This is a genomic window from Dactylosporangium thailandense (assembly GCF_059739745.1).
This window is the reverse complement of sequence record NZ_AP029195.1, coordinates 2,302,730-2,322,303: the sequence shown is the minus strand read 5'-3', so window position 1 is coordinate 2,322,303 and position 19,574 is coordinate 2,302,730. Positions and strand designations below refer to the sequence as shown.

Annotated in this window: 18 protein-coding genes; 8 read left to right on the top strand and 10 right to left on the bottom strand. The window is 73.0% G+C overall.

Features of this window, described 5'->3' with window-relative positions:
* Positions 1 to 49: 49 nt before the first annotated feature.
* Positions 50 to 640 (bottom strand): hypothetical protein, encoded by a 591-nt coding sequence (locus AC6JBM_RS10165; protein WP_497983343.1) that lies wholly within the window; start codon positions 638 to 640, stop codon positions 50 to 52.
* Positions 641 to 744: 104 nt separating this feature from the next.
* Here AC6JBM_RS10165 and AC6JBM_RS10160 point away from each other — a divergent pair, with 104 nt between their 5' ends.
* Positions 745 to 2,220, top strand: a complete 1,476-nt coding sequence (locus AC6JBM_RS10160; protein WP_497983342.1) for a glycosyltransferase family 39 protein — start codon at positions 745 to 747, stop codon at positions 2,218 to 2,220.
* A 116-nt stretch (positions 2,221 to 2,336) separates the two neighbouring features.
* Here the strand turns inward: AC6JBM_RS10160 and AC6JBM_RS10155 are convergent, their stop codons facing one another.
* From AC6JBM_RS10155 to AC6JBM_RS10140, 4 genes are all read right to left on the bottom strand, one after another.
* Positions 2,337 to 3,053: a hypothetical protein gene (locus tag AC6JBM_RS10155; RefSeq protein WP_497983341.1), complete on the bottom strand. Its 717-nt coding sequence runs from the start codon at positions 3,051 to 3,053 to the stop codon at positions 2,337 to 2,339.
* 358 nt (positions 3,054 to 3,411) lie between these two features.
* The gene (locus tag AC6JBM_RS10150) at positions 3,412 to 4,875 is read right to left on the bottom strand and encodes a cellulose binding domain-containing protein (protein ID WP_497983340.1); all 1,464 of its coding nucleotides are present in this window, start codon (positions 4,873 to 4,875) and stop codon (positions 3,412 to 3,414) included.
* The gene (locus AC6JBM_RS10145; RefSeq protein WP_497983339.1) at positions 4,872 to 6,071 is read right to left on the bottom strand and encodes a cellulose binding domain-containing protein; all 1,200 of its coding nucleotides are present in this window, start codon (positions 6,069 to 6,071) and stop codon (positions 4,872 to 4,874) included. The genes AC6JBM_RS10150 and AC6JBM_RS10145 overlap by 4 nt, the downstream gene beginning before the upstream one ends.
* Before the next feature lie 325 nt (positions 6,072 to 6,396).
* Positions 6,397 to 6,840 carry a VOC family protein gene (locus tag AC6JBM_RS10140; RefSeq protein WP_497983338.1) on the bottom strand — a complete coding sequence of 148 codons (444 nt, stop codon included), beginning with the start codon at positions 6,838 to 6,840 and terminating at the stop codon, positions 6,397 to 6,399.
* Positions 6,841 to 6,902: 62 nt separating this feature from the next.
* On the opposite strand from AC6JBM_RS10140, the gene AC6JBM_RS10135 reads away from it, so the two are divergent.
* Positions 6,903 to 7,832 (top strand): helix-turn-helix transcriptional regulator, encoded by a 930-nt coding sequence (locus AC6JBM_RS10135; protein WP_497983337.1) that lies wholly within the window; start codon positions 6,903 to 6,905, stop codon positions 7,830 to 7,832.
* A 317-nt stretch (positions 7,833 to 8,149) separates the two neighbouring features.
* Here the strand turns inward: AC6JBM_RS10135 and AC6JBM_RS10130 are convergent, their stop codons facing one another.
* On the bottom strand, positions 8,150 to 8,794 hold the full coding sequence (locus AC6JBM_RS10130) for a hypothetical protein (protein ID WP_497983336.1): 645 nt from the start codon (positions 8,792 to 8,794) through the stop codon (positions 8,150 to 8,152).
* 242 nt (positions 8,795 to 9,036) lie between these two features.
* Between AC6JBM_RS10130 and AC6JBM_RS10125 the strand changes: the two genes are divergently transcribed.
* The 3 genes from AC6JBM_RS10125 to AC6JBM_RS10115 all read left to right on the top strand — a co-directional run bounded on the left by AC6JBM_RS10125 (position 9,037) and on the right by AC6JBM_RS10115 (position 11,877).
* Positions 9,037 to 9,981, top strand: coding sequence for an IS701 family transposase (locus tag AC6JBM_RS10125; RefSeq protein ID WP_497986437.1), 945 nt, complete (start codon positions 9,037 to 9,039; stop codon positions 9,979 to 9,981).
* A gap of 303 nt (positions 9,982 to 10,284) precedes the next feature.
* Entirely contained in the window at positions 10,285 to 10,869 is a 585-nt protein-coding gene (locus AC6JBM_RS10120) for a hypothetical protein (protein WP_497983335.1), read from the top strand.
* Between the two features lie 129 nt (positions 10,870 to 10,998).
* The gene (locus AC6JBM_RS10115) at positions 10,999 to 11,877 is read left to right on the top strand and encodes a universal stress protein (protein ID WP_497983334.1); all 879 of its coding nucleotides are present in this window, start codon (positions 10,999 to 11,001) and stop codon (positions 11,875 to 11,877) included.
* Positions 11,878 to 11,889: 12 nt separating this feature from the next.
* Here AC6JBM_RS10115 and AC6JBM_RS10110 read toward each other — a convergent pair whose 3' ends face one another.
* Positions 11,890 to 12,909, bottom strand: coding sequence for a zinc-binding alcohol dehydrogenase family protein (locus tag AC6JBM_RS10110; RefSeq protein WP_497983333.1), 1,020 nt, complete (start codon positions 12,907 to 12,909; stop codon positions 11,890 to 11,892).
* A gap of 95 nt (positions 12,910 to 13,004) precedes the next feature.
* Here AC6JBM_RS10110 and AC6JBM_RS10105 point away from each other — a divergent pair, with 95 nt between their 5' ends.
* Positions 13,005 to 13,892, top strand: coding sequence for a universal stress protein (locus tag AC6JBM_RS10105; RefSeq protein WP_497983332.1), 888 nt, complete (start codon positions 13,005 to 13,007; stop codon positions 13,890 to 13,892).
* Between the two features lie 39 nt (positions 13,893 to 13,931).
* Here the strand turns inward: AC6JBM_RS10105 and AC6JBM_RS10100 are convergent, their stop codons facing one another.
* Genes AC6JBM_RS10100 through AC6JBM_RS10090 form a run of 3 tightly spaced genes read right to left on the bottom strand, consistent with a single transcriptional unit; the run spans position 13,932 to position 16,320 of the window.
* Positions 13,932 to 14,510 carry a CBS domain-containing protein gene (locus tag AC6JBM_RS10100; RefSeq protein WP_497983331.1) on the bottom strand — a complete coding sequence of 193 codons (579 nt, stop codon included), beginning with the start codon at positions 14,508 to 14,510 and terminating at the stop codon, positions 13,932 to 13,934.
* 32 nt (positions 14,511 to 14,542) lie between these two features.
* Entirely contained in the window at positions 14,543 to 15,358 is an 816-nt protein-coding gene (locus tag AC6JBM_RS10095) for an FAD/NAD(P)-binding protein (RefSeq protein ID WP_497983330.1), read from the bottom strand.
* Complete coding sequence (locus tag AC6JBM_RS10090) at positions 15,355 to 16,320, bottom strand: Acg family FMN-binding oxidoreductase (protein ID WP_497983329.1); 966 nt, start codon at positions 16,318 to 16,320, stop codon at positions 15,355 to 15,357. The genes AC6JBM_RS10095 and AC6JBM_RS10090 overlap by 4 nt, the downstream gene beginning before the upstream one ends.
* A gap of 141 nt (positions 16,321 to 16,461) precedes the next feature.
* On the opposite strand from AC6JBM_RS10090, the gene AC6JBM_RS10085 reads away from it, so the two are divergent.
* Both AC6JBM_RS10085 and AC6JBM_RS10080 read left to right on the top strand, forming a co-directional pair.
* Positions 16,462 to 17,499 carry an Acg family FMN-binding oxidoreductase gene (locus AC6JBM_RS10085; protein ID WP_497983328.1) on the top strand — a complete coding sequence of 346 codons (1,038 nt, stop codon included), beginning with the start codon at positions 16,462 to 16,464 and terminating at the stop codon, positions 17,497 to 17,499.
* 182 nt (positions 17,500 to 17,681) lie between these two features.
* Entirely contained in the window at positions 17,682 to 19,574 is a 1,893-nt protein-coding gene (locus AC6JBM_RS10080) for a sensor histidine kinase (RefSeq protein ID WP_497983327.1), read from the top strand.

Sequence of the window (19,574 nt, the reverse complement as noted above, 5' to 3'; positions counted from 1 at the left end):
AACGGCGCCCACGCAACCGGCGACCGCCCGGCCGGCGATCCCGCTCGCCTCAACGCGCGCCCGCCGCGATCAGGTCCAGGACCGCCTCCCGCCAGGTCGCACCCGGCCCGCTCAGCAGCCGATCGACGCCGGCCAGACTCGGCGACTGCGCCCGGTCCACCTCGAACAGTCGCCAGAACACCTTCTCCAGCAGCTCCGGATCGGCACGCAGCCGGTCGGACGTGCGCGCGGCCGGCTCGTACCGCCGCGCCGCCTGCCCGCCCGCCCACCAGCCGGCGTCGATGAACGGGCCGATGACCGCGAGCACGTACTCGTCGTCGGCGGCCAGCGTCACCCCGCCGTGCCGCTCCAGCTCGCGAACGCCCAGGAACACCCAGCCCAGCTCGGCCACCTCGGCCATCCACCGCACCCCGGCGGCGGCCACCGCCTGCACGTGGCGCCGGCCGCGAGCGACCGCCACGCGCAGCGACTCGCCGTCGCGGGGCAGGCTCTCCACCGTCGACGCCGGAGGCACGGTGGCGACACGACACAGCGTGAGGCGACGGCGATCCCGGTCCGTGAGCGACCGCGCCGCGAGGTAGGCGGCGTCGACCTGCCGGGCCAGATCCGCCCGGGCCGCCGCGTCGAGACCGCACAGCATCGCACGACGTCGTCCTCGGGCGCCGCGAGCAATTCCGCCAGATCCGGCACAGCCACCTGTACACGGTTCCACAGCAACCGCGAACCGTGGAAAGGTGGTGAACCGTGACCGAGCCGACCACCGACGAACGCCTCCCGGTGCTGGTCTGGATCATCGCCGCCGCATTCGTCGTCCTCGAGCTGGCGTTCAGCGCCGGCTATGGATTTCAACAGGACGAGTTGTACTTCATCCAAGCCGGCCGCCACCTCGCGTTCGGTTACGTCGACCAGCCTCCCTTGGCCCCGCTCCTGGCCCGGCTGGGCGAGCTGATCGGCGGCACGCATCCGACCGCCGTGCGCGTCCTGCCGGCGCTGGAGGGCGGCACGATCATCGTGCTGGCCGCGCGGCAGGCCGTGCTGCTCGGCGCCGGTCGCATCGGCCGCATTCTGGCCGCGCTGTGCATGTCCGGCACGCCGGTGCTGCTGGGCGCGGTCCACATCGGCAACACCACCCCGCCGGCGCTGCTGGCCTGGACGGTGGTCGTGCTGTGCGTGAGCACCGCGATCGCGCGCGAACGGCCCCGATGGTGGCTCGGCGCCGGGCTGGCCGCCGGTCTCGGCCTGCAGACGAACAACCTGGTCGCGCTGCTGTTGCTGGCGCTGGCGGTCGGGCTGCTGCTCACCCGCCGGTTCGACGTCCTGCGGTCGCCGTGGCCATGGCTAGGGGCCGCGGTCGCCGCGGTCATCTGGGCGCCGAACGTCATCTGGCAGGCGACCCACGGCTGGCCCCAGTTCGCCATGGCCGCGGCGCTGCACCGGGAGAACGCGTCGACGGCGGCGTACCTGGGCGGGCCGGTGGCGCAGCTCGTCTACGGCGGCCTGCTCACCTTCCCGATACTCATCGCCGGCGTGGTGCGGCTCTGGCGGACGCCGGACGTGCGCTACCTCGCCGTCACGGTGACCGCGGTCGCGGTGTACGTCCTGGCCTGGGTGCCCGGCAAGCCCTACTACACCTCCGGCCTGCTGCCGCTCGTGCTCGCCGCGGGGTCGGTCTCCACCGAGCGCTGGTTCGCCCGGGGCCGCCGCCCGCTCGTGCGGCGCTGGCTCGTCGCCGCCGCCATCCTGGTCGCGACCGTGGTCACGCTGCCCTCGGTACTGCCGGTCTGGCCGGTCCGGGACCTGCACGCCCACGGCACCGGCAACGACGTGGCCGACACCGTCGGCTGGCCGCAGCTCGCCAGCGCCGTCGCGGCCCAGAACACCGCGCTGACCAGCGCCGGCACGCCCCCGACGTCGATCTTCACCGGCAACTACGCCGAGGCATCCACGCTCGACGTGCTCGGCCCGCCCGGACTGCCACCGGTCCTGTCGGGCCACAACGCCTACGGCATGTGGGGGCCGGGCGCGGCCTCGGACACCACCGTGCTCGCGGTCGATTCCGCCAAAACGCTGCAGCCGTACTTCGCCGACTGCCACACGGTCGGCACGTTCGTCACACCGTACGAAGTGGACAACGACTTCAACCACCTCGACCTGAGCCTCTGCACCGGCCCCACGGCCGCCTGGCCCGCGCTCTGGCCGCATCTGACCCACGACGACTGAGGCCTGCTCGCAGCGGGCGAGCCCGTCACCACCGGCCCCGGCACACGGCGAACGGCCTCCCGAGGCTGACGAGCACCGTCTATCAGCCAGCGGCTCAGACCGATCCGAAACCCGACCTAGTGCGGCCAGTCCTCGTCGTCCTGGAATGGTTCCGGGTTGCGGCGGTTCTCCTCGCGCTCCTCGAAGGCGGCCCGCTCCTCGGCCTCGGTGCCGGGCCGCCAGGCGGCGCCGTCGCGCACGAGCAGCGGCGGGTAGGCGCGCCCCTCCAGCCAGCGAGCCAGCCACTCGGTGACGGTCAGGCCCTGCGGGTAGGAGTGCGGGATGCCGGTCGGCACCGCGTACGCCGTCGTGCCCCAGACCTGACCGTCGAAGAGGTCGATCTCGGTCAGGCCGCCGTTGAACCACGAGCACAACGGCCGCGCGATGCGGGGGCGGGCCCGGCCGGCGACCGAGCGCTCCCGGGTCACCAGGGGATGGCCCGCCCACAGGTCCTTGATGCCGTACTCCGGGCCGAACCCACCGTTGGCGACCTCCAGGTAGAGGCGGCGCAGCAGCGGCGGAAACTTCCGGCGGGCAGTCGCCTCCACCTCCTCGACCAGCTCCGGCGCCGCCGGTGCGAGCGGCGGCAGCGGCTCGAGCCACCCGTTCGCGCGGGCGGTCGCGTACCGCGCGCTGCGGCGGTGGTAGATGCGGTGGAGCTCGCCCTCCGGCCATTCCCCGATCTCGCCCGGGTCGCCCTCGAGGTCGAAGCCGGCCCGGCCGTGATACCGGTCCCGGTACTCCCCCGCCGCGACCAGCCGTGCGATCTCCGCGAAGACCTCGTCATCCCCCATGGGCCGCCATCCTGTCACGCCCGCGCCGCTGCGGCCCGAGGCCGTGCGCATGACCCAGGGCCGGCCCGCGGCCGTGCTCATGGTCAGCCGTGCGCATGCCCCCGCGGGCCGACCCGGGCCGTGCTCATGGTCACCGGGTCGGCTGCGCCAGCTTGAACGGCCGTGCTCTCTGCCGTGCTCTCTGCCGTGCTCTCTGCCGTGCTCTCTGCCGTGCTCTCTGCCGTGCTCTCTGCCGTGCTCTCTGCCGTGCTCTCTGTCGCGCTCCCGGCCGTGCTCTCGGCCGTGGCCGGTTGCCATTCGCGGAACGGCCCGGTGAGGCCCACCGTGCGGGACCTCACCGGGCGTCCGGGGGCGATGCTCAGGCGGTCGAGCAGCGCGTGCCGTTGAGTGTGAACGCTCCCGGGACGGGATTGCTGGAGGTGTACGCCCCGTTGAACCCGAAGTTCGCCGTGCCCCCGGTCGCAATCGTGCCGTTGTAGCTCACGTTCTTCGCCGTGACCACGGTCCCCGACTGCGTCACCGTGGCGTTCCAGGCCTGCGTGACACTCTGCCCGCTCGCATACGTCCAGCCCAGCGTCCAGGCAGTGACGGGTGCCCCGAGGTTGGTGATGGTCACGTCGGCCCCGAAGCCGCCCTGCCACGAGTTGGTGATGCGGTAGGCGACCGTGCACGTTCCCGGTGCGGCGGTCGTCGGCACGGGCGTGGTGGGCGTCGGCACGGGCGTGGTGGGCGTCGGCACGGGCGTGGTGGGCGTCGGCACGGGCGTGGTGGGCGATGGCACAGTCGGTGACGGCGACGTGGTGACGGGCGTGAGCTTGGCGGCCACGATGGGGGCAAGCCTGGCCGTGATCGCCTGGTGGCCCTTGTCGTTCGGGTGGACGCTGTCACTCAGGCCGTCGCTGGGCAGCCAGCCCTCGGTGTTGACGTAGTAGATGTTGCGGTCGCCGGCGTTGTTCTGGGTCGTCACGGCGGCCTGGGTCTCGGTGACGTACCGCTTCGAGAACGTCTCCAGGGCGAAGATGGCGGCGCCGGGGTACTTGCCGCGCACCGTCCTGAGGAAGTTGACGTAGCCGTTCTGGAAGTCGGCCGACGAGACGCCGTGACTCTTGTCGTTGGTGCCCAGGTTGATGACGACGGCGTCGGCGGTGTAGCGGGTGAAGTCCCAGTTGGCGCTCGTGGCCGAGTACCCGGTCTTGAGGAACTGGGAGGCCACCGACACGCAGCCGTCCGCGGTGGCGACGAGGCAGCCGCCGCCGTAGCCGATCTGCGTGTGGCGCACCCCGATCTGCTCGCCGGTGAGCCAGCCGTACGCGGTCAGCGCGTTCTTCGACGACGTGGTGCCGACCGTGATCGAGTCGCCGACGAACTCGACCAGCTTCGGCGGCACGTTCGCGGGCAGGGTCTTCGCGCCCGAGCCCAGCACCAGGCCCTGGAACACGGCGTCGCCGGTGTAGGAGCCCGCGACGACGCGGTAGGAGACCATCAGGGTGTGGTTGCCCGCGGCGAGCTTCGACGGGGCCAGGTTCACGGTGCCGGACACATTTTGGATGTACTGCACGGCGCCGTTGTCGATGCTGTAGTACAAGTCGATCGTGTTGCGTTGTTTGAGTTTCACGGTCGTCCCGGTGAACCCCGTGCGGAAGTAGGCCCCGGCCCAGTTCGGCACATAGGCACTGGCGTTGGAGCGGTCCCAGCGGCCGACGAAGGCGATGTTCGCGTCCGAGGGCGAGCCGTCACCGGTGGCGGCCAGCGCGACAGCGATCCCGGCCCCGGCCAGCACCGTGCCCGTCACGGCGGCGGCGATGCGCAGACCGGCCCTCACTTGAGATACCCCATCAGATCCAGCTTCTGGCTGCGCACGGCGGTCGCCACGAGCCGGGCAATCTGCACGGCCCCGGCGGTCTCGAAGTGCGTGTGGTCGTTGCAGAAGAAGGCCCCGACGGCGCCCTGGGTGTAGTCGCCGTTGTTCGGGCACAGCCCGGCGCCGGTGTAGTAGGTGTACGAGAGCTTGTGCAGGTCGATGACCGGCACACCGTTCGCGCCCGCGGCGTCGGTGGTCTCGGTGAGGAAGCCGCGGTTGCCCGTCGCCGTGCTGCCGCTGCACGTGATCGCGGCGACCGGGGTCAGCATGACGACCTTCACGCCGCGCTGCTTGGCCGCGGCGGCCATGACGCCGAGCAGTTGCTTGTACCGCGCGGAGCCGACGTGGCGCGGGCAGGCCGAGTCGCCGTCGTTGATACCGAACTGGATGAACAGGTAGTCGCCGGACTTCATGCCGGTGCTCGCGTCGAGCATGCCCTGCCAGCGGGTCGAGTAGGTGTTCGGGCTGATGGTGCACTCGCCGTCGGAGCCCTTGGCCGTCGTGACGTTGGGGTCGTACAGCCACGTCTGGATGCTGCGCCCCGCGACCGCGTTGTTCTTGACCGTCACATTGGCGTTGAAGTTCGGCGCGAACTGGCTGCCCCACCCGACGGGGCACACGCCGCCGGACGGGTTGGCGACCGTCGAGTCACCCGCGAGCCAGATGGTGATCTTCGGCTGCGTGCTCGGAGTCGTGCTTGGAGTCGGGCTCAGCGTCGGGCTCTTCGACGGCGTGGCGCAGGGCGAGGCGGTCGGCGAACCGGTGCAGGCCACGCCATTGACTGTGAACGCTCCCGGGATCGGGTTGGCGGTGGTGTACGCCCCGTTGAAGCCGAAGCTCGCGGTGCCCCCGGTCGCAATCGTGCCGTTGTAGCTCACGTTCTTCGCCGTGACCGCGGTGCCGGACTGGGTGACGGTGGCGTTCCAGGCCTGGGTGACACTCTGCCCGCTCGCGAAGGTCCAGCCCAGGGTCCACGCGGTGACCGGATCGCCGAGGTTGGTGATGGTGACCTCGGCCCCGAAGCCGCCCTGCCACTGGCTGGTCATCTTGTACGCGACGCCGCACCCGGCCGCGGCCGCGCTCGCCGGCCGCATGGCGGCTCCGAGCCCCAGCAACGCCAGCGAGACGGCGACCAGTGCCGCGATGCGCGCTCGCATCCGCTCACTCCCTTCGAGTGGGAGCGCTCACAGTCGAACGACACCATCACGTCCGTCAATACGAGCCGCGGCTCCGTGCCCCCGTGGCACGGAGCCGCGACGAAAGTTTCATCAGTCGGGGCAGAACTCGTTGCCCTCCGGGTCGGCCATCACGATGTGCCCGAACGCCAGCGGACGAGAGTTCATCAGTCGAGGCAGAACTCGTTGCCCTCGGGATCGGCCATCACGATGCGCGGCCGCGGACGCCGAGGCCGAGGCCGAGGCCGCGGACGCCGAGGCCGAGGCCGAGGGCGACGTGCCCGAACGCCAGCGGACGAACGTCTCATCAGTCGAGGCAGAACTCGTTGCCCTCCGGGTCGGCCATCACGATGTGCCCGAACGCCAGCGGCGGCCTGGGCTCGTGCCGGGCGAGCCGCTTCGCCCCGAGCCCGGCCAGCCGGTCGGCCTCCGCCTCGAGGGCCGCCATCCGCTCCTCGCCCTGCAGCCCCGGTGCGGCCCGGACGTCGAGGTGCACGCGGTTCTTGACGCGCTTCTCCTCCGGTACGCGCTGAAAGAACACTCGAGGCCCGTTGCCCTGCGGATCCAGGATCGCCGAGGCCCGGTTGCGCTCGGCCGGCGGCACGCCCATCGCCTCGAGCGCCTCCTCCCAGGAGCCGAAGCCGGGCGGCGGGTCCTGCAGCTTGTAGCCGAGCGCCTCGATCCAGAATGCGGAGAGCGCGGCGGGATCGGCGCAGTCGATCGCGATCTGCACGGCACGGGTCGTCGTCATGACCTCAGTCTTACCCGAATCGCGGACAGGTACGGTCCGCGATCGGTGGAATGATCGAGCCCATGACCGCCGAACGGGTGCTGCGCCTGCTCGAGCTGCTGCAGCGCCGCGCCTCGTGGACGGCGTCGGAGCTGGCCGCCGAGCTGCGGGTGACCGACCGCTCGATCCGCCGCGACGTCGAACGGCTGCGCGCGCTCGGCTACCCCGTGCACGCGACGGGCGGGGTCGGCGGCGGCTACCAGCTCGGCGCCGGCACCCGCCTGCCGCCCCTCCTGCTCGACGACGACGAGGCGATCGCGACCGCGGTCTCGCTGCGCCTGGCCTCGACGGGCACCGTGGCGGGCGCCGGCGAGGCGGCCCTGCGCGCCCTGGCCAAGCTGGACCAGGTGATGCCGCCGCGGCTGCGGGCCGAGGTGCGGGCCGTCCACGGCGCGACGGAGACCCTGGTCGGCCCGGGCGTGCAGATCGACGCGGAGGTGCTGGTGACGCTGGCCCGGGCCTGCCGCGACGCCGTGCGCGTGCGGTTCGGCTACCCGGACACGGAGCGCTCGGTCGAGCCGGTGCGCCTGGTGACGACCGGGCGGCGGTGGTACCTCATGGCCTGGGACGTCGACCGTGCCGCCTGGCGCACGTTCCGCCTCGACCGCATGCGCGCCGTGGCGGCGACGACGTGGCGGTTCCACCCGCGTGAGCACCCGGACCCGGCGGCATTCGTCCAGCGTGCGGTGGCCGAGTCGCCGTACCGCCACACCGCCCGAATCCGCCTGCGCGCCGACGCGACCGAGGTCCGCGAGCGCATCCCACCCCAGGTCGGCCGCGTCGAGGACGACCGCGACGGCTGGTGCGTGCTCGTCTGCGCCGCGGACACCCTGGAGGCGATCGCCGTCCACACGGCCCGGCTGGGCTACGAGGCCGAGATCCTGGAGCCGCCCGAGCTGCGCGCGGCCGCCACCGCGTTCGCCGCCCGCCTCGCCACCCTCGGCCGCGGCTGAGCCCCCGCCATCGTCGGCCCGCCCGCCCGCGCCGCCCCACGCCACCTGCCGGCGCTCCGCCCGCCCGCGGCTCAGCCCCCGCCCGCGCCGCCCCGCGCCACCTGCCGGCGCCCCGCTCGCCCGCGGCTGAGCCCCCGCCCGCGCCGCACCGCGCCACCTGCCGGCGCCCCGCCCGCCCGCGCCGCCCCACGCCACTTGTCGGCTCTCCGCCCGCCCGCGCCGCCCCATCGCCACGGCCCGCTCAAACGGCCGACACGCACGAACGGACCCGGGCCGATCCGGCCCGGGTCCCGAGGTCTGACCGAGATTCGCTTCGGTCAGGCGCCGATCGGCTCCTTGACGGTCGTCTCCGGCACCGCGAAGCCCTGGCTGCGCGGCGTGCGGGCGGCGTGCACCAGACCGGCGGCGCCCAGCAGGAAGAGCAGCCCGGCGGCGAGGTAGGCCACCAGCGCGGCCTGGGCGGCCTTGGCCCCGAACTCGCTGAAGCCGTACGAGGTCAGCAGCAGGCCGCGGAGGGTCTCGCCCTTGAACACGGTCTCCCGCGCGGCGTTGGTGTCGGTGATCTGCTGCTGCACGGTGGCGACGGCCGCGGTGTCCCCGGCCTTCTGCGCGTCGGCGAGCTTCGCCTTCAGCTCGGTCTGCACGTCGCCGAGCTGGGCGTAGGTCTTGCCGCCGGCGATCGACTTCAGGTGCAGCCCGATGAACTCGTTGGCGTAGCACTCGGCCTGCTTGCCGGAGTTGAGCTGCTGCCCGGCGTAGCGCACCAGGCACGCCGACTGCCGCTCCTCGGCGGTGAGCGTGTCGGCGGTCTTGAACGTGATCTGCTGCTGGCCGAGCTGGCTCTTGACGTAGTCGTTGGCGAAGTTCGCGTTGCTCGTCAGCACGATGCCGGCGACGAGCAGCAGACCGGCCAGGACGACCAGGCCGACACCGACGATGAGATCGAGGGTCTTGCGCTTCATGGTGCCCTCCTGGGCCGCGGGTGGGGTCTTTCCCGGTGCTGCCATCAGCCTGCGGGCTACGGGGGTCCTGGCGCAGAGCACAAGCGCCCGAACCGGCGGGACCTCCGGCACCTCTCGCCCGGGACCGGCCCTCGCCGGGCCGGCGTCGGCCGGGTTGTCCTGGGGGGCAGGCGCTTAGTACTGCAACGACAGGTTGTGACATAGACGCTGGTTGTGGTATTTGATCTGCCGTGTTGGAGGAAATGGCTGCTGGGTGGTCGGCGGGGTTCGTGGCGTTTCTGGGCCGGTTTGCTGGTCTGTTCCCCAGGGTGGAGTCGCGGCGTCAGATGCGGATCTATGTGCGGGGACTGCTCGGTGAGGTGGAGCGCAAGAACGGGTGGACCCTCGCGGAGGCCGCTGGGGATGTCGGTCCGGAGCGGATGCAGCGGTTGCTGAACTTTTACGCGTGGGACACCGATGGGGTCCGTGACGAGGTCCGTGCGGCGGTGGTGGAGGCGATCGGGGACGCCCAGCGTGGGGTGTTGGTGGTGGACGAGACGGGGTTTCTGAAGAAGGGTGTGAAGTCTGCCGGTGTGGCGCGGCAGTACACGGGGACGGCGGGCCGGATTGAGAACGCTCAGGTGGGTGTGTTCCTCGCTTACGCCTCGCCTCGGGGGCGGGCGTTGATCGATCGGGAGTTGTACCTGCCGAAGGAATGGACCGACGACCGGCAGCGGTGCCGGGATGCCGGCGTCCCGGACGTGGTGCGGTTCGCGACGAAACCGTTGCTGGCACAGGAGATGGTGGAGCGTGCACTCGAGGCGCAGGTGCCGTTCGGTTGGTTGACGGGCGATGAGGCGTATGGCCAGGACACCAAGCTGCGGATGTGGTTGGAACTCAACGACATTGCGCACGTTCTCGCCGTGCCGTGCAACGCGATGGTGGTGTCGCAGCGGTTGTTGAAGGAGCGGGTCGATCGTCTCGTTGCCGCGGTTGAGGCTGGTGAGTGGGTGCGGTTGAGCTGTGGTGCTGGCGCGCACGGTGAGCGGGTCTATGACTGGGCGGCGGGTCTCGACCACTACCAGGTCCGTGGCTATGAGCCGTGGTATCGGCACATCACGTTGTCCATGCTCGCGGCGGCGTTCCTCGTGATCACCCGAGACGCTGTCAAAAAAGGGGATCCGCTGACGTCGGTAGCGAACCTCTGATTCCTTTGTCTGTCAACGAGATCCGACGGTTGTTCAACCGGATCACCGCCCCGTTGACGCGCGTCATCGCCCACGTTGTGCACTGGTCGACCTGGCGACGAACCAGCCAGACCCGCGCCCGAATCAGCCATTACAAGCGACGCGGACATCATCACAACCTGTCGTTGCAGTATTAGCCCGGCGCATCGGGACTTCCTCGGGACTTTGGACCCGGGCCAGTCGGGCGTTCCGGCACCGGCGGCGGACGCGGCCCACGGACGACGATGAATGCATCAGAGAGGACAACGGCACAGGGAGGCCGAGATGAGCACCGCGAACATCCACCGGACCAGCGCACTGGAGCAGGTCGAGGCACCGGGGAGCATGCTGACGAAGACCGCCGCGAGGGCGCTCGCGGTGCTGCGGTACGCGACCGGCTTCGTCTTCCTGTGGGCGTTCGCCGACAAGCTCCTCGGCCTCGGCTACTCGACCCCGTCGGCCAAGGCCTGGATCAACGGCGGCAGCCCCACCAAGGGCTTCCTCGCCAACGTCGACGCCGGCCCCCTGCAGAGCTTCTTCCACACCATCGCCGGCACCTGGTACGCCAACTGGGGCTTCATGCTCGGCCTGCTCGGCATCGGCCTCGCCCTCACCGCCGGCATCGGCATGCGCATCGCCGCCGCCTCCGGCACCCTGCTCATGGCCTTCATGTGGCTCGCCGAGTTCCCCCTCGCCCAGCACACCGCCAAAGGCGCGCCCACCGGCTCGACCAACCCCCTCACCGACTACCACGTCGTCTACGCCATCGCGATGATCGTCCTCGCCGCCGCCTACGCCGGCCAGACCTGGGGCCTCGGCAAGCGGTGGGCCAAGCTCCCCATCGTCCAGCGCAACCGCTGGCTCATCTGAACGCCGCTCGGCCGAGGCCCGGTACCCCACGGTCCCGGGCCTCGCCGTCGTTCGGTCACCTCCCGGGACTCACCCGCGGCCGCGCAACGCTGAAGGCAGGCCCGTCACCACGAGAACTGGGAGGTCGTCATGGTCCCGGAGCAGAGCGTCGTCGTCGGCGTCGACGGTTCCAGGCCCAGCCTGGACGCGGTCGCCTGGGCCGCGGCCGATGCGGCACGGCGCGGGCTGCCGCTGCACATCCTGCACGCGTTCGTCTGGCCGGCGCTCTACACACCGATCGCGGCGCCGGTGATCGTGCCGTACGAGCGCGGCATGCACGACGTCGCCGCACAGATCCTCGCCCTGGCGGAGGACCGGGCCCGGGCCGCGGCCCCGGACGTCCGGCTCACCACCGGCCTGCCGATGCAGCCGGCGGCCCAGGCCCTGCTGGAGGCCTCCGAGCACGCGCGCCTCCTGGTGGTCGGCAACCGGGGTCACGGCGGTTTCGCCGGGCTGCTGCTGGGCTCCCTCGGCGTGCAGCTCGCCGCGCACGCCGCCTGCCCCGTGGTCATCATCCGGCACGACGACCGTCCCGCCGGGCCCGAGGCCGGCCGCGTCGTCGCCGGGGTCGACGGCTCGCACGACACCGAGCGTGCGCTGCGGTTCGCGTTCGAGGAGGCGGCGTCCCGCGGGGTCGGGCTGACGGCGGTGCTGGCGTACCTGTGGCCCACGTCCACCGGGCCCGGCGACCTGATGCCGCTGACCTACAACCCCGACGCGCTGCGCGAGCAGGAGCGGCGCACCCTGGCCGAGTCGACGGCCGGGTGGATCGAGAAGTTCCCGGACGTCGACTTCCGCTCGTCCGTCGTGCCCGGCCGCCCGGCGGCGAAGCTCGCCGAGCTGTCCGCCGGCGCGGAACTGCTCGTCGTCGGCTCGCGCGGCCGGGGCGGGTTCACCGGGCTGCTCCTCGGCTCGGTCAGCCAGGCCGTCATCCATCACGCCGCCTGCCCGGTGGCCGTGACCCGGTAGCCGGGGGCGCCGTCACCCGGCGGCCGGCGACAGCACGGCCGCCCCCGTGACGCGGTCGCCGGCGAGGTCGGCCAGGGCGTCCATGGCCGCGTCGAGCGGATACGACGTGACGGCCACCCGCAGGCGGTGGCGCTGCGCGAGCTCGAGGAACTCGCGGCCGTCCTCCCGCGTGTTGGCCGTGACGCTGCACATCTTCCGTTCCTGGAACAGGTGCTCGCCGTAGTGCAGCGGCGGGATGTCCGTCAGGTGGATGCCCGCGATCGCGAGCGTGCCGCCCCGGTCGAGCGCGGCGAGCATCGGTGGCACCAGGCTTCCGACGGGCGCGAACAGGATGGCGGAGTCGAGCGGCTCGGGCGGTGCGGTGGCGGAGGCCGAGGCGGCCCCCAGGGACAGCGCGAGCTCCCGAGCGGCCGGGGACCGGGTCACCACGTGCACGGTCGCGCCCTCGGCGATCGCGACCTGGCACGCCAGGTGGGCCGAGCCGCCGAACCCGTACAGGCCCAGACGGCCGCCGGGTGGCAGCTCACTGCGGCGCAGGGCGCGGTAGCCGATGATGCCGGCGCACAGCAGCGGCGCCACCTCGTCGTCGCCGTACCCGGCCGGGAGCCGGTACACGTAGGCGGCGGGCGCCACGCAGAACTCCGCGTACCCGCCGTCGGCATCCCAGCCGGTGTACTGCGAGAACGGGCACAGGTTCTCCGCGCCGCGGCGGCAGTACCGGCACCTGCCGCAGGTCCGCCGCAGCCACGCCACGCCGACCCGGGTCCCGACCGGCGGATCGGTGACGTCCGCGCCCAGCCCTTCGACCGTGCCGACGACCTCGTGGCCGGGCACGGTGTCCGGGCGCCGCGGGGCCAGGTCTCCTTCGGCCAGGTGCAGGTCGGTGCGGCACACCGCGCACGCCCGGACCCGCACCAGCACCTCGTCGGCGGACGGTTCGGGCACCGGCCGCCGCACCCGGCACAGCGGATGCTCGGCGACGGGCCCGGGCCGGTGTACCGCCCAGGCGGTCATGGCGGTCATGGTGGTCATCGCTGGTCCTCCTCTCGGCACCGGTATCGGCCTTGTCGTTCTCACCCCGCGCCGAGGCAGCATGAGGTGTGGGGAGCACGGACAGGAGGCCTCCGATGACGTACAGGTACGGCCCGGTGATCGCCGGCGTCGACGGTTCCGCGCACAGCATCGGCGCGCTGCGATGGGCGGCGGACGAGGCGTGCCGGTGCACCCGGGCCCTGCGGGTCGTGACGGTGCCGACCGGCGACGTCTCCGAGCCGGCCGCGAAGGAGATCGCCGAACACGCGGCAGCGGAGGCGCAGCGCTGGCACGTCGGTATCGAAGCGGACGCCGAGACCCGCCGCGGCTCCCCGGCCGACGTGCTGCGCGAGCTCGCCCACGGCGCCCGGCTCGTGGTGGTCGGCGGACGGGGCACGACCGTCGGCGACGACCGGCCGATGGGCTCGGTCAGCCAGGCCCTCGGCGCCCGGGCCGACGCCCCGGTCCTCGTGGTGCATGCGGCGGACCGCTGGGCGGCGCCGGACGCGAAGCTGCCGTCCACGGCGCCGGTCGTCACCGGCTTCGACGGCTCCGACTCGAGCCGCCGGGCGTTGCGGCTCGCCTTCGAGGAGGCGGCCGCGCGCGGTGTCCGGCTCGTCGTCGTCCAGGCCTGGCCGCACCCGGACCTGTGGCGGCCGGGCTCGATCCGGGGCGGCGACCTCAGCGCCCACGAGTGCGTGGTCCACGAGGCGTTGTGCGAGGCAACCGCGCGCTGGCAGGCCGAGTTCCCGCTCGTCGACGTCGAGGTGCGCAGCGAGCCGGGCGAGGCCGTCCGCACGCTGGCGGTGGCCTCGCAGTGGGCCGGGCTGATGGTCGTCGGCACCCGCTGCCCGGCCGACAAGGCCCGGTCGGGCAATCCGTCGGTGGCCAAGCGGCTGCTGCAGTACGCCGCCTGCCCGGTCCTCGTCGCGCACGGCCCGAGCAAGGCGTCCGTGCCCCGGGTCGCGCCCGCGGCCGCCTGAGGGCGCAACCCGCCGTCCGGTCCCGGGGCCGGGCATCGCTCAGCCGGTCCGCGACTGCATCCGGACCGCGGCGATCCCGGCGGTCGTGCGGACCAGCGCCTCCGCCACCGCCAGCTCCTTGTCGTCGTCGAACAGCCCGTCGACGGTCGCGACGCCGTCGTGCACCGCGACCGGCCAGCGCCGGCGGCCGCCCGCGTAGTTGTCCAGGCGCCGCTGCGCCTCGTTCTGGGCGGCCTCGTCGGTCGGCAGCAGCGTGCGCAGCACGTCGCATCGGCTGACCACGCCGACGACGTGTTCCTGCATGACGACCGGGACCGTGTGCGCGTCCCGCTGCACCATGAAGGCGGCCAGGTCGCTCACCTCGGCCTCCGGCCACGCCGTCACCGGCAGGCCGGCCATCACGTCACGGACACGCCGTGGTGCGCCTCCCGGGGCGGCCACGGACGCCGCCTGCTGCAGGATGTCCCGCTCGCTGACCATGCCGACCAGCGTGTCCCCGTCGTCGACGACCGGGATCGCGGTGATCGAGTAGCGCTCCAGCAGCCCCACCACCTCCGCGACCGGGGCATCGGCGTGGACCGTGTGGGCCGGGGTGCTCATGATGTCCTTGGCGTGCATCGCTCCTCCTCGCTGTTGCGATCGTTCACTCATCACCGCTCCCTCGCCGCCGGCATCGGCAGCGGCAGCGGCGACACCCACCCCTCGGGCACGCCGCGGCCGACGAGCCCGCGCGCGGCGCGGCGCATCATGGCCCCGGGGCCGCAGACGAAACCGACGGTGCGCGCGGGGTCGCCGCGCAGCAGCGGGAGGAGATCGGTGACGACGCCGACCCGCCCCGTCCACCCGGCTCCGGCCCGCTCGACGGTCGTCAGCACGTCGATGCGCTCGGCCCGCCACTGGTCGTACTCGTCCGCGAACACCAGGTCCTCCGGCGTTCGCGCGCCGATCAGCACCGCCACCCGCCCGTAGCGGGCACGGTGGGCGGCGGCGTGACCCACCACCGGCCGCAGCGGCGCCAGCCCGAGGCCACCGGCGACCATGACCAGATCGGCATCCCACGGCGCCGGCAACGCCCAGCCCCGGCCGAAGGGACCACGCAAGCCCAGCACCCGGCCCGGCCCGGCCGCGCGCAGCACCGCGCCCGTAGCACCGGCGGCTCGCACGGTGTGCAGCAGGCCGCCGGTGCCGTGCCGCCCGGAGACGGCGATCGGCACCTCGCCGACGCCGGACGCGTACAGCGTCGCGAACTGCCCCGGCCGGAACACCGGCAGCGGCTCGTCGACCGGTTCCAGCGCCAGGGTCGCGGTGTCCGCGGTCTCGTCGATGCGGTCGATCACCCGGTAGCGTCGCACCGTACCGCCTCCCGCCCTCGTCGGCCCGGCCACGGCAAGCGTCGCACCGGTGAGGCGGTGCGGCGCCCGCGTGCCGGAGGTGAACTCGATGCCCGGCTCGGGGCCGGGAGTCACGCGTCGATGACGTCGGTGACCGGCCGCCGGTTCGTGTAGCAGGTCGTCGGCGCGTACCCGAACCGCAGGACCAGCTGCGGGTCGTGGATCCGGTCGATGGCCCGGCGGATCCGCTCACGGGTGGCCGGCACCTCGATCGGCTGGGAGTACATCGCGGTCGCCAGCCCGAGGTCCGCGGCGGTGAGCAGCACGCACTGCAGCGCCATCCCCACCCGGATCGCGTCTTCGGGGCCGTCGCCGAGCACGCCCAGCACCGCCACGACCGGATGGCGGGACAGGTCGCGGGTCACCTCGCGGCCGGGGCCGCCGTAGTCGCACCGGGTCAGGATCTCGGCCGGATGGGGTGCGGCGCCGGCCGCGTAGGGCCCGATCCCCTCGACGGCGTGGTTCGCGCAGATGGTCCAGGCGCGCAGTTCCGCCCCGTACTCCGAGTTGGCCCGCAACTCGGCGTCCGCGATGCGGATCAGTTCGGCCAGCGCGGTGAGCGCCCGCTCACCGGCCACGAAGTCGAGCCAGCCGCCCTCGCGCCGGGCCGCGTCGGCCAGCTGCTGCGGCAGGCCCGGGCTGACGGGGGTGTCCGCGAACGGACCCCGATTGGTGTGCCGGCGGGTGATCTGCCAGTGCAGCCGGCGCTCCATCGGCGTCGGCGGCCGCGGTTGCGCCGGCCACAAATACAGCAAGGCGCCCCCGGACACGAACCGGTGCCGGGCCGGCAATCCGGAGACGGCCAATCCGAGCCGCATGTTGTAGGCGGCCGCACCGCACGAGATGCGCGCCATCCGGCCGTCCGCGTCGCAGACGGCGAGCCGGCGGCGCTCGTCGAGCAGGACGTACGCCCCGTCGTTCGTCCACCGGAACCGCCACGGCTGACTGTTGTGAATCGACGGCGCCCAGACGGCATCGCCCACCGCGGCGGTGAATGCCTCGAAAGTCCAGGTCGTCGGGGTTGTCAACGTCGACATACCGCACCTCCAGTCAACCTGCGGCCATTACCTCCACAATGCCCCCGCGCGGCGTCCTTCGTCCTGTCGCCCGCGCCGCGATGAACCCGGCGCGGAATGGGCAGAGGGTGCATCGGCCCGACCATTCCGAGGGAGAACGCCATGTCCGCACACCCATCCGGCCACGCCACCACCTATCGGGTCGGCCCGGTCGGCCGGGAGCTCGCCCGAGCCGCGGCGGCCGCCCTGCACGCGCCGTCGGTCCTCAACACCCAGCCGTGGCGCTGGCGCATCGTCCACGACGCGGCGCTGCTGTACGCCGACCGGCGGCGCCGCCTGGCCACCCTCGACCCCACCGGACGGCTGCTCGTGCTCAGCTGCGGAGCCGCGCTGCACCACGCCTGCGTGACGCTCGCGGCCGACGGGGTGGAGTTCGAGGTCGACTCCCAGCCGCACGACGACGACCCGGACCTGCTCGCCGTCGTGCGGTACCGCGGCGCCGCCGAGCCCTCGCCCCGCGTCGAGCGGATGCGGCGGGCCATCCGCTCCCGCCGATCCGACCGGCGCCCGTTCGCCGACCGGCCCGTGCCGGACGAGGTGATCGAGCGGCTGTGCCGGGCCGCACAGCGCACCGACGCCCGCCTGCAGATGGTGTGGTCCCGGAACCTCACCGACCTGGCGGTGGCCGCGGGCGAGGCGGCCGACGCGCAGCTGTCCGATCCGCGGTACCGCGCCGAGCTCGCCGACTGGATCCGCGCGCCGGGCGAGGGCTGTGACGGCATCCCGATCGACACGCTCGCGCCGGTGGGCGCGCGGCCGGTCCCGGTGCGCGACTTCATCGCCGCCGGCACCACGGCGAGCATCTCCAGCCGCATGGACGTGGCCGACCGGCAGGCGCGCTACGGCGTGGTGGTCACCGACGGCGACGGTCCCCCGGACTGGCTCACCGCGGGCGTCACCCTCTCCGCCGTCCTGCTGACCGCGACCGCCGAGCACCTGGCCACGTCGGCGATGAGCGACCTGGTCGAGAACGAGGTGGCGCGGGGGACGCTGCGGCGGATGCTCGGCGGAATCGGCTATCCCGCGATCGGCATCCGGATCGGGATCCCGGCCTCCGCCGCGGCCCTGCCCCGATCGCCGCGCCGTCCCGCCGCCGAGGTCGTCGAGGTGGTCGCCGACGAGGTCGCCCGCCCGGCGTGATCGATGCGCGGACGGGCGGTGCTCGCGCATCTCACCCGTCGCGGGTGATGGTCTCCTCGCCCCGGAGGACGAACCGTCGACTAGTGGGTGAATGCGACCTGTGCCGATCGAGCGTGCCGGCAGGCGGAACCTCCCGGTCGCCGGATCGCCGAGGGCTGAGGGCGGCCATCGCCCAGCGGCTGATGGCCTGGCTGCTGCCCGCGAAGCCGCCGCCGATACCGATCGGGGTGCTCACCGCGGTCGTGGTCATCGGCCTGGAGACCCTCCTGGTGGGCCTGCTGCAGTCCGCGTCGCCGGAGGCCCAGCCGAAGGCGGTCGTCTACATGCTCGGCGTGCTGGCCATCACGAGCGTGTGGGGCGCGCCGCTGGGCATCGCCACGGCGCTGCTCAGTACCCTCGTCTACAACTACTTCTACATCCCGCCGGCCGGCCTGAACCTGACCCCCGGCCAGGACCTCGCCCAGCTTGTGATCTTCGCCGTGCTGGTGCTCTTCGGCAGCGGGCTGGCGAGCGTGGCGCGAGCCAGCGCCGAGGATGCCCGGCGACGGGCGGCCGAGGCGCAGATCACGGCCGGATTGACGCACATCTTTCTCCGCAACGACCTCGCCACCGGCCTCCGGGAGGCGTCGCGCTACCTCACGGAGCGGCTCCGGCTGTCCTCCGCCTCACTCGCGCTCGCCGACGCCGAGCCCGCCGGCGCGGACGAGGGTGAGTTCGTGATCTCCATCGGCGACGAATCCCACCCGATCGCCCGGCTGAGGCTGCCCGCCGACACCCCGCCGGCCACGTGCCGCCGGTTCCGCAACCGTCTCCGCGGACCGCTGGAGGTGGTGCTGCGCACCGCGCTGGACCGCGAGCACCTCCTGAGCACGCTGCGCGGCAGTCAAGCGAGGACCGAGGCCCTGCTGGTGGAGCAGACGGCGTTGCGGCGGGTGGCGACGCTGGTCGCCACCGGTGCGCCGCCGGCCCACGTCTTCACGGCGGTGACCGCGGAACTGCACCATCTGTTCGCGGACTTCCGCACCGCGCTGGTCCGCTACCAGCCGCACGGCGAGGTGCTCGTCGTCTCCGAGCGCGACGAGAACGGCTCCCTGCGGCCGAGTCGCCCGAACCAGTCGGTCGGCGCCGAGAGCGTCGTCGCCACCATCGCGCGCACGGCCAACCCCGTCCAGGTCGACTACGACGCCGTACATGGACCGACCGCCGAGAAGATGCGGCGGATAGGCGTGCACCGCGGCGTGGGGGTGCCGATCGTGGTCGAACGGAAGCTGTGGGGCGTCGCGATCGTCATGTCGCACCAGCGGGTTGCGGTACCGGCCGACGCGGAGGCGCGCCTGCGGGCCTTCACCGAGCTGGTGGCCACCGCCATCGCCAACGCCGAGAGCCGTGCCGCGCTCGCCGCGTCCCGCTCACGGCTGGTCACCGCCGCGGACGAGGCCCGGCGCCGCATCGAGCGGGACCTGCACGACGGCGCCCAGCAGCGCATCATTTCGCTGGCCCTGCAGCTGCGGCTCGCCGAGGGCACCGTGCGGGACCCGGCCGCGGCCCGGCAACTGCTGGCCGAGACCGTGCATGCCCTGACCGAGATCCACCAGAGCCTCTCCGACCTGGCCCGGGGCATCCACCCGGCGCTGCTGGTCCAGGGCGGGATCGGGCCGATCCTGCGAACGCTGGCCCGGCGCAGTGCCGTGCCGGTCGAGCTCGACCTGCGCGTCGAGCAGCGGCTGCCCGAGCCGGTGGAGATCGCGGTGTACTACGTGGTTTCCGAGGCGCTGACCAACATCGCCAAGCATGCCCAGGCCTCGCACGCCTGTGTCGCGGTGGCGGCCAACCAGAGGTGCGCGCGGGTGACCGTGCGCGACGACGGCGTCGGCGCGGCCGATCTGAAGGCCGGCACGGGCCTCGTCGGGCTGCGCGACCGCGTCGAGGCGCTGGGCGGCCACCTGAACGTGGCGAGCCCACCGGGAAAGGGCACGACGCTGCAGGCCGAAATACCGCTCGCGGAGTCGCCGCGGGTGCCGAGCGATGCCCCCGCCACGATCGACGCGGTGCCCGCCAGCCACCCGGCCCCGTAG